The following is a 13,405-nucleotide window of genomic DNA, read 5'->3' as shown; positions in this document are numbered from 1 at the left end:
AAGGGCGTGGGGCAAAAGTGTTATTTCTTTTTGTTCCACGCCCAAAACACGTATAAATGGCAGAAGCAGAAGCCACCCTTCGGAAACAAGCTGAAATTCACAAAAATTTGAAAAAGCAATTTTCATGAATTCCTTCTTATTTCTTGGAGTGATTACTTCTGTTTCCGCCTTTTTTGTTAGGATATTTTGAGTATAACTTTCTATTAATACTTGATTTCTCGCTCTTTTTTACCATCTTGTTTATAGATAATCAGTGTGGACTCTTTATTTTGGGCCACTTCTTTGCCTTTTTCAATCGCTTCTTGTTTCGTATCAAAGTGATTACTCGCTTTTTCAGCTCCTTCAGATTGTACGATCCAGTGATCTTCTTCATATTTTATAAGCACATTGGCATTTAATAATTTTTTTGTATGCGGGTGTTGCTCATGGGAGTCATTTTTTTGTGGATTTTTTTCATGAGAGAATGCTTTTTTTTCTTCTTCATCCGCATCGTCGTACCATTCTTTCGCTTGACTGATTGCGATGGGGATTGCTCGGTCATCAGGGTAGCCTTCACTTAATAAGGCATTACCAATCTCGATTGCTTTTTTACGGGTCAGATCTTCTAAGTTTTTCATGGCTGGTGGAAAATCGTTCATGTTCCAAGGCATTATTATCTCCTCCTATAAAAAATCACAATTTATATTTATTAGTGTAAGCGTGTGTTCAGAAAAAGAAAAATAATCTGTTTCATTCGCGAAAAATGCTGCCATTTTACACGTCAAGTAGATCTACTTAACAAATTCATGAAAAAGGCTAGCAATCTGTTGAAAATCATGGTAAGATATTCAAGTCTGAGAGTCTTCTTAGAGAATTCTAGTTAAAATGGGAGGGAAAAACATGCGCGTAAACATTACTTTAGAATGTACTTCTTGTAAAGAACGTAATTACTTAACAAGCAAAAACAAACGTAACAATCCTGATCGTTTGGAAAAACAAAAATATTGCCCACGCGAACGTAAAGTTACGTTACACCGTGAAACAAAATAATTCTTTTAACAAAAAAAGTTTGGGTGAAGTCCCGAGCTTTTTTTATTTATATAAGGGGAGTAAGTAGGAGGAAGGAGTGGCAGTAGATGTTTATTTCAATGTGGGCACAAGATAAGAATGGTCTGATTGGTAAGGATGGTCTTTTGCCTTGGCGATTACCAAATGATATGCGTTTTTTCAGAGAGCATACGATGAATCGGATCTTAGTCATGGGTAGAAAAACGTATGAAGGAATGGGTGATCTGTCGCTTCCTTATCGTCATATCATCGTCTTGACTACACAAAAGGACTTTCAAACAAAAGAAAATGCAGAAGTCATGCATTCCATTGAAGAATTACTAGCTTATGCTAAAACAGTAGATGAAGATATCTACGTCTCTGGCGGAAGTCGCATCTTTCAAGCGTTACTTCCTGAAACAGCAATTATTTGGCGGACGTTGATCGATGCGGAATTTACTGGGGATACGTATATCGGAGACATTGACTTTAGTGAGTTTGAGTTAGTAGAAGAACATGAAGGGATCGTGGACAAAGAAAATCATTATCCACATCGCTTTCAAAAATGGCAAAAAAAATAACTTCCTCTCAATTATAGGAGAGTATTTGATACAATAAATATGGTAGAGGTTGTGACTATGTTTTTCATTAAAAAATAAGTCGAAGAATGACGAAAACGATTTGTTTTCGTCATTCTCCGACTTTTTTCTTTCAAGCTAGGCTTATTGTCACAGTTTTTTTGATGATCATTGTACATATGAAATCTTTTTTTATACGGATCGTTCGAGAACGTATGCCAGTTAATTCGTTAATTCTTTGTTGATATCATCGATCATTTGGCGACTGGCAATCGGTCCGTTGTATAACCAGCTAGAGTCTGGACCAAATTCTAACACGTGATTTTCTTTGACAGCTTTTAGGTTTTTCCAAGCAGGTTCATCAAACATTGCGGCTTGTTCATCGCTATTTACTAGAATAAGATAATCAGCATCTAGTTCAGCCAATTTTTCAGATGAAATAGCTGACCAATCGGAAGTTGCTTCTTTGGAAACTTCTTCTACAAGTGCAGGGACTTCGAATTTCAAATCTTCGTAAACGATCCTGCCACTTGAGCGATTTTGACTGACCATAAAAGCAGAGTTATTCGTGACCCACAAGACAGCCGCAGATTTCCCATCGATTTTATTTGCAAGGTTTTCTCTTGTTTCTTTGGCGTGTGATTGATAATCCGAGATGATCTCATTGGCTTTGTCTTCCTTATTCAAGACGTGACCAATATCTTGGAGTTGATCTTCCCAAGTCACATCTGTTCCATTCTTAACTACATAAGTAGGCGCAATTTTTTGGTATTGTTCATATTTTCCTCCTTCAACTGTGGCTGAAGAAGAGACCAATAAAAGATCCGGCTCAAAACTCAAGACATTTTCATAAGGAAGATCATAAGAAATCGTAGGAACTTCTTTTAAATCCTCTTGTAAATAATCCTGAACTGATCCGCTACCAACGGTCCACTGGGCAACTGGTTTTTCGCCTAATGCAATGAGGTAGTCTTCTAAGTAACTACCGATGATCCGTTTTGGTTGATTTGGAACTTTTACTGAATGACCTAAAGTATCAGTTACAGTATGGGTCCCGTTATCGATATTTGTAGTGGAAGAAGCTGTATTATCTGTTTGCTTAGAAGCTGGCGAACATGCAGCGAATACACCAATAGCCAATAAAGTGCTTGTGATTGTGAAGAATTTATTTTTTCGTTTCATTTCATGCCTCCAAACGTAATTGAGAATCTTTCTCAATTGCTATTATTCCTGATTTTAGAAGCGGTGTCAACCGTTTTTTACCTTAGAATAACCTAAACTTATGCTTGACGAATTTGTGAAGTAGCTTCATAATTGAGAATGATTTTCATCAAAAGGGGGGAAGACATGTCACGATTAAAAGCTATTGAAATAACTGCTGGTTACCCCAATAAAAAAATCATAGAACATTTGTCTGTCGATATCCCCGAAGGAAAAATCACTAGTTTGATTGGACCAAATGGAAGCGGGAAATCGACGTTATTAAAAAGTTTTGCCCGAATCTTGCCTATAACTAATGGAAAGATCATTGTCAATGAACGAGAGGTCACGACTTATCATTCAAAAGAATTGGCGCGTAAATTAGCTTTACTCGCTCAGACAAGTGATTCTCCTTCAGGAATGTCAGTCGAAGAAGTCGTTTCCTATGGTAGATATCCTTATCAGAAACTTTTTAGTGCGATGGATGAAAAAGATCTTCAAGCCATTGAATGGGCTTTAGAAGCAACAAACTTAGTTCCTTTACGTTCAAGAGATGTGGCTAGCTTATCTGGTGGACAAGCGCAACGAGTTTGGATCGCTATGGCATTGGCACAAGAAGCTGATATATTGATTCTTGATGAACCAACTACTTTTTTAGATCCTGCCCATCAATTAGAGATACTTGAATTATTAAAAGAAATCAATCGTGTCAAACGGACCACGATTTTGATGTCAATCCATGACCTCAATCATGCTTCGCGTTTTTCTGATTATTTGATTGGTATGAAGCAAGGGGAGTTAGTGGTCGAAGGAACCCCGAAAGAAGTCATAACGAAATCTTGGATGCAAGAAATTTTTGAGATTGATGCACAAATTATAGATTTGCCTGAAACTAATAAGCCTGTCCTGTTAACTTACGATCTTATTCGAAATCAGGAGGGCACTAAATGAAGACAAATAAAAAATATCAAAAACTTAGCTTATTACTTTTACTTGCGCTCCTCGTTTTTACTTTTTCTTTATCCAATGGGGTGTCTGAAATAGGTAAGCATGAGCTATGGCAAGCATTCATTCAATTTGATCCTGCGAATCAATCACAACAAATTATTCGAAACATTCGTTTGCCACGAGTCTTAGGTGCATTTCTCGTAGGGAGTTGTTTTGCTTTGAGTGGGGCGTTGATGCAAGGAGTCACACGGAATAATCTAGCAGATTCGGGTTTGCTGGGGATCAATGCAGGCGCATCATTAGCCATGGCTCTTAGTTTTGCTTTTTGGCCAAAGGTTTCTTCTTTTGCGGTTTTTCTTGTCTCTTTGATTGGCTCGCTAGTGGTTACGTTGATTGTATTAGGATTTTTCAGTTTTTCAAAAGTTGGCTTGAACCCGATGCAGATGATTTTAGCCGGGGTAGCAATCAGTTCCTTTTTTACAGCGATCAGTCAAGCATTGACTCAACTTTTTAATTTGCAACAAGATCTGACTTTTTGGTTTGTTGGTGGAGCAGCAAATATTACTTGGCATCAATTGAAGGTACTATTCCCTATCTATGTTCTTGCAGCTACCGGTGCTTTTTTATTAGGAAAGTCGATCTCACTGATTCATTTAAGTGAATCCCATGCGATTGCCCTTGGAGGTCATCCGACCAGAACACGGTTCTTAGTATTTCTATTAGTGTCTATTTTAGCAGCGATTGCTGTCTCGTTAGTTGGCCCCGTTTCTTTTATTGGCTTAATGGTTCCTCCTATCGTTCGTGGGTTTATGGGAACGGACTATCGCTTTGTGTTACCTGCTTCTTTTTTTGCTGGTGGGATCTTAGTCATGCTTGCAGATTTTGTGGCACGGATGATCCATCCACCATTTGAAACCCCATTTGGCTTGGTCATTTCATTGATCGGTGTGCCATTTTTACTGGTTCAAATAAGGAGAGAACGTCTATGAAAAAAGGATACTGGATAGCTGCTAGTTTGCTCGCTCTTTGGGCGCTTAGTGGTCTGGCTAGTCTAATGATCGGTACACCATTGATTTATGCAGATCAAGTGATGGATGTATTCTTAGGACAAGGAAGTCCAGCACAACAACTTGTTATTACTGAATTTCGCTTGCCACGTCTAATCATCAGTTTATTAGCAGGGGCCTGTTTAGGAGCAGCAGGTTATTTACTGCAAGGCGTGACTCGAAATGAATTAGCCGATTCAAGTATTTTAGGAATCAACTCTGGAGCTGGTTTTTTCGTGATGCTTTATCTAGGTTTCTTTTCGAACCATACTTTGCCTTTTCTTTTATTAATATTAGCATTTATAGGAGGAACAGTGGCAGCATTTTTAGTTTACTTTATCGCTTATAGCCGTATTGGGCGGTTAGCGCTAAACCGATTACTTCTCTCAGGTATTGCTGTCAATGCTGGATTTTCTGCTTTGATGCTGTTAGTCACGATAAGGATTTCTAAGGAAAACTATGGATTTGTCAATTCTTGGCTGGCTGGATCGATTTGGGGAGCGAGTTGGCCTTACGTTTGGGCTTTTCTACCATGGGCCTTCGTTTTATTGCCTGTTGCATTCTTCTATAGCCGCAGGATCGAAATTTTATCTTTCGGTGCTGAAAGGGCTCAAAGTCTGGGGCTAAATGTTTCGAAAAGTCAGTCCATCCTATTATTATGCGCTGTCGGATTAGCTTGTGGAAGTGTTGCTGTGGCAGGAAGTTTATCTTTTGTTGGTCTTCTTGCGCCTCATGCAGCAAAAATCCTCTTACGAAAAGAAACACCGTGGACATTTGTTTTAAGTGGGCTTTTTGGCGGACTATTTGTGAATGTCGCAGATATTATTGCTCGTCTGATTTTGCCAAATGGTGAAATCCCTACAGGTATCTTGATTGCAATGATGGGGGCACCCTATTTTCTTTACTTGCTCTTTCGCATGCAAAAGAAGCAGCTCACTCAATGAGTTTACCTTTGCTACAATCATAAAGCGTAAAAAAATTCTTGGTGATCTCGATGTGTCGCTTTTAATAGATGTACTGGTTCAAAAGATTGAGAATAAAATACTAAGAATAAAAATTGAAAAAATAAAACTAAGTTACACACGTTCGAAGGATGAATCAGCTAGAGAAGAACACTTAGCCAAAAGAGGTGTTAGCCATTAATCGCCAATCTTGAATAATAGTAGGAAGAATCAGAGTTGGTTGAGCGATGGATCGTGTATTTATTTTATGGATTTATCAATAGAAAAGACAGATTGAGGTGCATGGGAAAAAACTTCATCTGTCTTTTTGCTTTATCTGAACGGAAATTTAGTGGAAAGTTCAATTGCTATTTTGTCTGTTTTCCGCTACCATTTTAACGTAGGATAGGAAGGTGATCATTTGGAACAACGAAAGGAAGAACTACGTCGTTCGGGTATCGAAAGACTTAAAAAAATTGCTGCTAGCGGAAGTAAAAAGCAAAAAGAGCAAAGGATCTATTCACAACTATACGCAAGTGATTCGTGGAAGCAAGCAAAAGTCATTGGAATAACGATCTCCAGTGAATTTGAAGTAGCTACTCAGCCCATCATTGAACAGGCAAGGGTGGAGGGGAAAATCATTATTGTCCCAAAGACATTACCAAAACGACAAATGACTTTTTATGAATGGACAAAAGATACTATGTTCAAACGTTCAAGTTTTGGTGTACTTGAACCGGTGTCTAATCAGCGATTTCTACCAGAAGAAATTGATTTGCTCATTGTTCCAGGACTCGTTTATCATCCAGAAGGATATCGGATCGGTTTTGGCGGTGGGTATTATGACCGTTACTTGAAACGTTATTCGAATGCTACGTGTAGTCTTGTTTTTCGTGAATTACTTAATAGCGAATGGGAGCCAGAAAGCTTTGATCAAAAAATCCAACAATTATGGATTGACTAAAAACAAGGAGGGTAACAATAGTTAAAACAAATATATAAATATCTATAAAAATATAGGCTATATTAGCGATTTTTTGTATACTCCTATTGAGGTGAAAACTATGACTATGTATTCAATAGGTGAATTTGGAAAACAAATAGGCGTAACGCCACAAACCTTGAGAAACTGGGATAAAAAAGGGAAATTGAAATCTGCCCATGTTTCACAAGGTGGTACTCGTTATTATTCTGAAGAACACGTTTTACTTGAAAAAATCGGTTGGGTAAAAACTAGTGAACAAATCCCAATGAATACAAAGTATTCTAATCCATGAATTAGTTTTGATGGGAAGTATTGGTATATTTCAGTTGGTATTGATGAAGTGCAACCAACACAGAACTTAACAGGAGAAATACTGGGGATTGACCTTGGTATCAAAGACTTAGCGATTGTATCTAATGGTAAAGTCTACAAAAATATTAACAAAACAGGCAAAGTAAGAAAGATTGAGAAACGATTACGTCGGTTACAGCGTAAAGTCTCTCGAAAATACGAGATGAACAAGGAGGGAACTCGATTTGTCAAAACATGTAACATCTATAAATTAGAAAAAGAAATTCGGCATACCCATCGAAAACTTGGAAATATTCGTCAGAACCACATCCATCAAACAACAACGGAGATAGTGAAAACCAAACCATCGAAAATCGTTGTCGAAACATTGAATGTAAAGGGAATGATGAAAAATAAGCATTTAGCTAAATCAGTCGCACAACAAAAATTCTATGAGTTCAAACGCCAACTACAGTATAAATGTGAAGACTATGGCATTGAATTAGTAGAAGCAGATAAGTTCTATCCAAGCTCAAAACTATGCCACGAATGTGGATATAAGAAAGTAGATTTGAAATTGTCTGATCGCACCTATCATTGTGAAGAATGCGGATATACAGCGGATAGAGATTATAATGCAAGTCTAAATTTAGCGAGTTATATTGCTTAATCTACGAGCTTCTACTGAAACAGAAACGTAGATATGTAGGATTCGTTGTATCCGAATTAACGCCTGCGGAGTGTTAAAGCAAACGAGAGTAGCGAGCAAGTGGCAAAATCGGACATGTAGAAACAGGAAATAAACATAAATCTGACAACTTTTATAGTTGGTTAGAAATATTTATAGATTTTTGGCAACGGTTTTATATGAATTTGACGTATCAACAACAAATAAAATTAAAAGCATGGCTTAGAAGGCCGCTTTTGACTTATCTTTTTTTGGGGATTCAAACCATCGTTTTTATCGGAATCGAACTATTTCCTTTTTTGGATATCCCTAAGCATATGGGGATGTATGGACCCTTTATTGTTATATATAATGAATGGTGGCGTCTGATCACTCCGATATTTATCCATTTCGGCTTAGTGCATTTTATCATGAATTCCTTGATTTTATATTTTATGGGAGAACAAATCGAAACACTCTATGGACATACTCGTTTCTTCTTTATTTATCTGCTAAGTGGTGTTATGGGAAATCTTGTCAGTTTTGCATTTAATGATGCAGGTGTTCTCTCAGGAGGAGCTAGCACTTCACTTTTTGGTCTTTTCGGTGCACTTTTCATTTTGGGCTTTCACTATAAAAATGATTATTTGGTGACTCAGACAGTCCGGCGTTATGTGACATTTATTGCGCTGTCATTCTTTTTTAGTTTGATGGATCCTTCTGTTGACATATGGGGCCATGTCGGTGGGATCATTGGTGGCTTTTTGATTGGAAATATTGTTGGGTTACCAAAGAGGTTCAACGATTATTCGATTCATCAACGGATCTTATCCGTCATCATTTTTGTTTTTCTTTTGATAATATGTGTTTTATTGGGTTTAAAAAATTACGGTTTACTTGTATAATGTGAAGGAAGTGCTTTGAGATGGAGAGCTTGTATGATGTACAACAGCTGTTCAAAAAATTTGGTATCTTTATCTATGTAGGTGCACGCATTTATGACATCGAATTGATGACGATCGAGTTACGTCAGCTTTACGAAAGTCATTTGATAGATCATGATACATACATGACCGCATGGCGCATCTTAAAAAGAGAGCACCGAGTAGAAGAAAGCCGAAAGAAAGGAAAATGGTAATGGACAAAAAAATTATTGGGATTGATTTAGGTGGAACAACTGCAAAATTTGCAATTTTGACACCGGAAGGAGAGATTCAACAAAAATGGAGTATCGATACCAATATTTTGGATGATGGAAAACATATCATTCCTGAAATCATTGAATCTATCAATCATCGGTTGAATTTATACAATATGAAAGCAGAAGATTTTATTGGTATCGGCATGGGTACACCAGGTAGCGTCGATAGTGAAGCTGGTACAGTAATCGGTGCTTATAATTTAAATTGGATTGAACTCCAATTTGTCAAAAAATTGATTGAAGAAGGCACTGGTATCAAATTTGCCATTGATAATGATGCGAATGTGGCAGCCTTAGGCGAACGCTGGAAAGGTGCTGGCGAAAATGACCCTGATGTTGTTTTTGTAACACTTGGAACAGGTGTCGGTGGTGGAATCGTTGCTGGTGGAAACTTACTACACGGTGTGAACGGAGCAGCTGGTGAAATCGGGCATATCACAGTTGATCCAAATGGATTTGAATGTACGTGTGGGAAACGCGGCTGCTTAGAAACAGTATCTAGTGCGACCGGAGTAGTTCGTGTGGCTCGTGCACTGGCAGAAGAATACGCTGGGGATTCAAAATTAAAAGCAATGCTTGATAATGGAGAAGAAGTGACAAGTAAAGACATCTTTGAAATGGCAGAAGCAGGCGATGTTTTTGGTCTACGAGTAGTAGATCGTGTATGTTTCTACTTAGGTTTAGCATGTGGGAATCTAGGAAATACATTGAATCCATCAAGTATTGTTTTAGGTGGCGGCGTTTCTGCAGCTGGTGAGTTTTTACGCAGTCGTGTAGAAAAATACTTTAGAGAATTTACATTCCCACAAGTAAGAGAATCAACAAAAATCAAATTAGCAGAATTAGGGAATGAGGCTGGCGTGATCGGTGCTGCTTCTTTAGCCTTGAAATTTGCAGAATAAGGTGGAGGCATTACATGGTTTTATGGGTTATTAATATCATTTTATTATTGATCATTCTTGGAATTGCATTTTGGGAAATTTACTTACGCGTGATGGTAAAACGCTCAGCGACAGTTCTTGAAGAAGAAGCTTTTCGTGAAGGCATGCGTAGAGCCCAAGTCATTGATGTACGTGAAAAAGATGTGTTTGATGCAGGACATATTCTAGGAGCGAGAAACATTCCTTATACTGTATTGAAAAACTCTCTTGGTTCGATCCGCAAAGACCAACCAATTTATATCTACGACCAAAAAAAGAGCTTAAGCATCCGAACAGCCAACCAATTACGTAAAGCAGGCTATAAAGATATCTACATTCTTAAAGGCGGTTACGACAGCTGGTCAGGAAAAATCAAAAGCAAAAAAGTATAGGAAAAAAAGGTTCTGAAAAAGCCGTTCAGCTCTGAGTATTAAGAAGGAACTTGAGGATATAGCTCCTAATATTTTTTCAAGTTTCGGCTTAATATCGAAAGATCTGACTTTTGAACACCGTTTACCAAGGTCGTGACAGCAGCGCCTTGATTCGAGCAGTAAGGAAGAGTCTCAGAAAATAGCTTTTCATATTTTTTGAGATTTTGACTTAGTGCTGTGAATCAGCTGATGGAACGCCGTCTATCAAGGTTGTAAATAACGGCGTTATGTACTGGTGATAAAACAAAAAAGAAATAGCTTTTCACTTTTTTTGTTTTTTGACTTATCTTACTCAAGATAGTTGCTGGAATATACAACAAAGTACATTGATATTATACTTTTAAAAATAAAGAAGACCGTAAAACAGCATAATGTTTTATGGTCTTTTTTAATTGACCCATTACTCGAATATTAATGATTCGTCTTAAATAGTAAAGAGATAGAACCAACTTTTTGTCCTTCCTTTGTTTTTCAAATAAGTGAAGATTTGTGCTATGATCAATTTAACAATAAGGAAGAAGTGATAAGCAATGATCCACTTGAAACGAATTTACGAAGACTATGAAGAAAGTGATGGTTACCGTATTTTAGTTGATCGAATATGGCCACGTGGGATATCAAAAGAACACGCACATTTAGATCTATGGTTAAAGGCGATTGCACCAAGTACAGAAGTTAGAAAAACATTTGGCCATCAATCGGAAAACTTTCCTTCATTTGTGAAAGCTTATCGACAAGAACTACAAACAGATACAGAAAAGCAACAAGCTGTAAAGCAATTAATAGCACTAGTCAAACAAGAACCTGTGGTAACATTGGTCTATGCAGCAAAAAATGAAAAAGAAAATCAAGCGGTTGTATTAAAAGAATACATAGAAAAGCAGGTGGATGGATGAAAATCGGAATCATTGGCGCAGGACCACGTGGCTTGAGCATGCTAGAAAGACTGCTTGTAAATAATCAAAAAAAACAAGATATCCAACTCATTATTTTTGACCCTTGTGGTCCTGGCGGGCAAGTTTGGCGCTTGAATCAATCCGAAGAATTACTGATGAATTCCATTTCTTCTCAGGTAACCTTGTTTACAGATGAAACTATCTCCAGTGGCGGAATAATAGCTTCTGGTCCTGATTTATATCAATGGAGCAAGCAGGAAGCAAGGAGATTTATTCCAAAGATAAAAGAAAAGAATACTCAAGGCTTGATTGTAGAAGCCCAATGCTTAGCGGAAAATGAACCAGCAAGTCGGCGTCTTTTTGGCGCATACCAACGTTGGTTTTTCGAGCGATTACATCAACAGTTCCCTGATAGCATCCAATGCAACCAATCGATGGTGACGGGGATCAAGAAAGTACAAAGACATTTTCTTTTGGAAACAGCACGTCAATCGGTTTTGGTGGATGCTTTAGTTTTAGCAACGGGACATTGGAAAAACGAGTTGACAGAAGAGGAACAGAAGCTGAGTGATCATGCAAAAAAGGACCAGCTTTTTTATCAACCACCTGCTAATCCTGCTGATGTTGATATCACCAAGATCCCAGCTAAAGAAGTGGTCTTTATTCGGGGGTTAGGATTGAGTTTCTTTGATTACGTCGCATTATTCACATTAAAAAGAGGCGGCCGTTTTGAAGAAGTTGCTGGTAAAATGATCTACCATTCTTCAGGGAAAGAACCTACTGTATACGCTGGTTCACGTCATGGGCTGCCTTATTTTCCTCGTGGGAGTAAAGGAAAAGAAAGTCGAACACTAGCCATCCCTGAGAGATTAACAAAAGACTATATGAACACGCTTCATTCTGCTGGCAAGCTTACTGGAAAACGTTTTTTTGCTGAACTAAAACAAGAAGTTGAATTGTATTATTATAAAAAAGTAGTGGAAGAACATTCTTTGAAGATCCCCAAAAATAACATTGAATATATGGTTAAAAATAAGTCAGACAACGAGCTGTGTGAAAATTATCTTGAATTACTTCCTTACAAATGGTCGTGGCAGCTTGTTGATTTATCAGATAATTATCAGAAAGAGATTCAAGCTTATCTTGACCATCAAATCCGTGAAACCGAAAAAACACCGGGTGGTAGTGCCTTGCTTGCTACGTTTGATGCATTGAAAGATTGGCGTAATCTGATCCATCAAGCAATGATGTGGGAAATTTTTTCAGCGAAAGAATATCAAGAATTATTATGGGAATGGTTTACACCACTTGATGCATTTTGGACGATCGGGCCGCCACTCTTGCGGACAAAAGAATTGAAAGCTCTAGTAGAAGCAGGGATTTTTCATTTTATTACCCCACCATTCACTGTACACCGAGTAAAGAATGGATTTTATAATGAGAGTGAGGAGATAAAAAGTCGTTATTTAATTGAAGCACGCTTACCAAAAAACGATTTGGCTACTTCTAAAAATCCGATACTTCAACATTTACGTAAAGATGGTCTCGTTCGATCCTTTCAATTTAGTGATGAATCTTGCACCTTCTGTTCAGGCGCAATCGACGTTGATCGTGCCACTTATCAAGTGATCGATGCACGAGGAACCATTCAAACCAACCTGTTTTGTATTGGTATCCCTATTGAAGGAGTCGATTGGCTAACAGCTTCGGTTCCACGTCCAGTCAGTGATTCTTGGAATTTACGGCAGACAGATCGTATTGCACAATTGATTTTAAACAACAAAAATTAAAAGAAAATAGAATGAGCCATATTCAAAAAAATACCAAAGAAATACGAAAATAAGTTTCCGTTCCTTTGGTATTTTTCGATTGTTTTGTTCTTTTTATTTCTGTCAGAATATTATCATAGAAGAACTAGAACGGACATAAAAAGAGAGGCTGGGATAGAAGCGTTTAACTCCGATAGATAAGAAGTGATTCACGGGAATGGCTTTTCAGTTTTTTGTGAATTTTGGCTTATTTCTCGAAATTGCTTCTACTTTCGCTGTTTATATGTATGTATTTAGAGCATGAAACAAAAGAAAATAACATTTTGATCCCACGCCCTTTGTTTTCCATCAAGATCAACTATGGCAAGACTCGATAACAGTCATTTTGCCAGGGAACATTTGAAAGTAAGAGAGAACTAAATTTTCACGACCTTGATTCACGGCGTTCGAGTGGGTAACCTTCGGCACTAAGACAAAAAATTAAAAAATAGGAGAAGCTATTTTCC

Annotated in this window: 16 protein-coding genes; 14 read left to right on the top strand and 2 right to left on the bottom strand. The window is 37.7% G+C overall.

Features of this window, described 5'->3' with window-relative positions; all coding sequences use genetic code 11:
- Nucleotides 1-203 precede the first annotated feature (203 nt).
- Nucleotides 204-650, bottom strand: a complete 447-nt coding sequence (locus A5844_RS02905) for a DUF2188 domain-containing protein (RefSeq protein ID WP_086283750.1) — start codon at nt 648-650, stop codon at nt 204-206.
- Nucleotides 651-864: 214 nt separating this feature from the next.
- On the opposite strand from A5844_RS02905, the gene rpmG reads away from it, so the two are divergent.
- Both rpmG and A5844_RS02895 read left to right on the top strand, forming a co-directional pair.
- The gene (gene rpmG, locus A5844_RS02900) at nt 865-1,029 is read left to right on the top strand and encodes a 50S ribosomal protein L33 (RefSeq protein ID WP_002320810.1); all 165 of its coding nucleotides are present in this window, start codon (nt 865-867) and stop codon (nt 1,027-1,029) included.
- Nucleotides 1,030-1,115: 86 nt separating this feature from the next.
- Complete coding sequence (locus A5844_RS02895) at nt 1,116-1,607, top strand: dihydrofolate reductase (protein ID WP_086283748.1); 492 nt, start codon at nt 1,116-1,118, stop codon at nt 1,605-1,607.
- Nucleotides 1,608-1,826: 219 nt separating this feature from the next.
- Here the strand turns inward: A5844_RS02895 and A5844_RS02890 are convergent, their stop codons facing one another.
- The gene (locus A5844_RS02890) at nt 1,827-2,786 is read right to left on the bottom strand and encodes an iron-hydroxamate ABC transporter substrate-binding protein (protein ID WP_086283746.1); all 960 of its coding nucleotides are present in this window, start codon (nt 2,784-2,786) and stop codon (nt 1,827-1,829) included.
- Nucleotides 2,787-2,951: 165 nt separating this feature from the next.
- On the opposite strand from A5844_RS02890, the gene A5844_RS02885 reads away from it, so the two are divergent.
- From A5844_RS02885 to A5844_RS02835, 12 genes are all read left to right on the top strand, one after another.
- Complete coding sequence (locus tag A5844_RS02885) at nt 2,952-3,755, top strand: ABC transporter ATP-binding protein (protein WP_086283744.1); 804 nt, start codon at nt 2,952-2,954, stop codon at nt 3,753-3,755.
- A complete protein-coding gene (locus A5844_RS02880; protein WP_086283742.1) occupies nt 3,752-4,741 on the top strand; it encodes a FecCD family ABC transporter permease in 990 nt (329 codons plus the stop codon). Before A5844_RS02885 ends, A5844_RS02880 begins: the two co-directional genes overlap by 4 nt.
- The gene (locus A5844_RS02875) at nt 4,738-5,742 is read left to right on the top strand and encodes a FecCD family ABC transporter permease (RefSeq protein WP_086283741.1); all 1,005 of its coding nucleotides are present in this window, start codon (nt 4,738-4,740) and stop codon (nt 5,740-5,742) included. The genes A5844_RS02880 and A5844_RS02875 overlap by 4 nt, the downstream gene beginning before the upstream one ends.
- 418 nt (nt 5,743-6,160) lie before the next feature.
- Nucleotides 6,161-6,703, top strand: a complete 543-nt coding sequence (locus tag A5844_RS02870) for a 5-formyltetrahydrofolate cyclo-ligase (RefSeq protein WP_086283739.1) — start codon at nt 6,161-6,163, stop codon at nt 6,701-6,703.
- A gap of 100 nt (nt 6,704-6,803) precedes the next feature.
- A complete protein-coding gene (locus A5844_RS14755) occupies nt 6,804-7,016 on the top strand; it encodes a helix-turn-helix domain-containing protein (protein WP_179190525.1) in 213 nt (70 codons plus the stop codon).
- Complete coding sequence (locus A5844_RS02865; protein ID WP_256924519.1) at nt 7,017-7,685, top strand: RNA-guided endonuclease InsQ/TnpB family protein; 669 nt, start codon at nt 7,017-7,019, stop codon at nt 7,683-7,685.
- A 203-nt stretch (nt 7,686-7,888) separates the two neighbouring features.
- Nucleotides 7,889-8,587 (top strand): rhomboid family intramembrane serine protease, encoded by a 699-nt coding sequence (locus tag A5844_RS02860; RefSeq protein WP_086284074.1) that lies wholly within the window; start codon nt 7,889-7,891, stop codon nt 8,585-8,587.
- A gap of 20 nt (nt 8,588-8,607) precedes the next feature.
- The gene (locus A5844_RS02855) at nt 8,608-8,820 is read left to right on the top strand and encodes a YqgQ family protein (RefSeq protein WP_086283737.1); all 213 of its coding nucleotides are present in this window, start codon (nt 8,608-8,610) and stop codon (nt 8,818-8,820) included.
- A complete protein-coding gene (locus A5844_RS02850; protein WP_086283736.1) occupies nt 8,820-9,785 on the top strand; it encodes an ROK family glucokinase in 966 nt (321 codons plus the stop codon). The genes A5844_RS02855 and A5844_RS02850 overlap by 1 nt, the downstream gene beginning before the upstream one ends.
- Before the next feature lie 14 nt (nt 9,786-9,799).
- Nucleotides 9,800-10,195 (top strand): rhodanese-like domain-containing protein, encoded by a 396-nt coding sequence (locus A5844_RS02845; RefSeq protein WP_086283734.1) that lies wholly within the window; start codon nt 9,800-9,802, stop codon nt 10,193-10,195.
- Nucleotides 10,196-10,764: 569 nt separating this feature from the next.
- Nucleotides 10,765-11,130: a DUF488 domain-containing protein gene (locus tag A5844_RS02840; protein ID WP_086283732.1), complete on the top strand. Its 366-nt coding sequence runs from the start codon at nt 10,765-10,767 to the stop codon at nt 11,128-11,130.
- Nucleotides 11,127-12,920, top strand: a complete 1,794-nt coding sequence (locus A5844_RS02835; protein ID WP_086283730.1) for an FAD/NAD(P)-binding protein — start codon at nt 11,127-11,129, stop codon at nt 12,918-12,920. The genes A5844_RS02840 and A5844_RS02835 overlap by 4 nt, the downstream gene beginning before the upstream one ends.
- Nucleotides 12,921-13,405: the final 485 nt, after the last annotated feature.

The organism is Candidatus Enterococcus wittei, from assembly GCF_002140175.1.
GTDB lineage: Bacteria > Bacillota > Bacilli > Lactobacillales > Enterococcaceae > Enterococcus_B > Enterococcus_B wittei.
The sequence above is the reverse complement of the archived record's forward strand: the minus strand, read 5'-3'. Positions and strand labels throughout refer to the sequence as shown.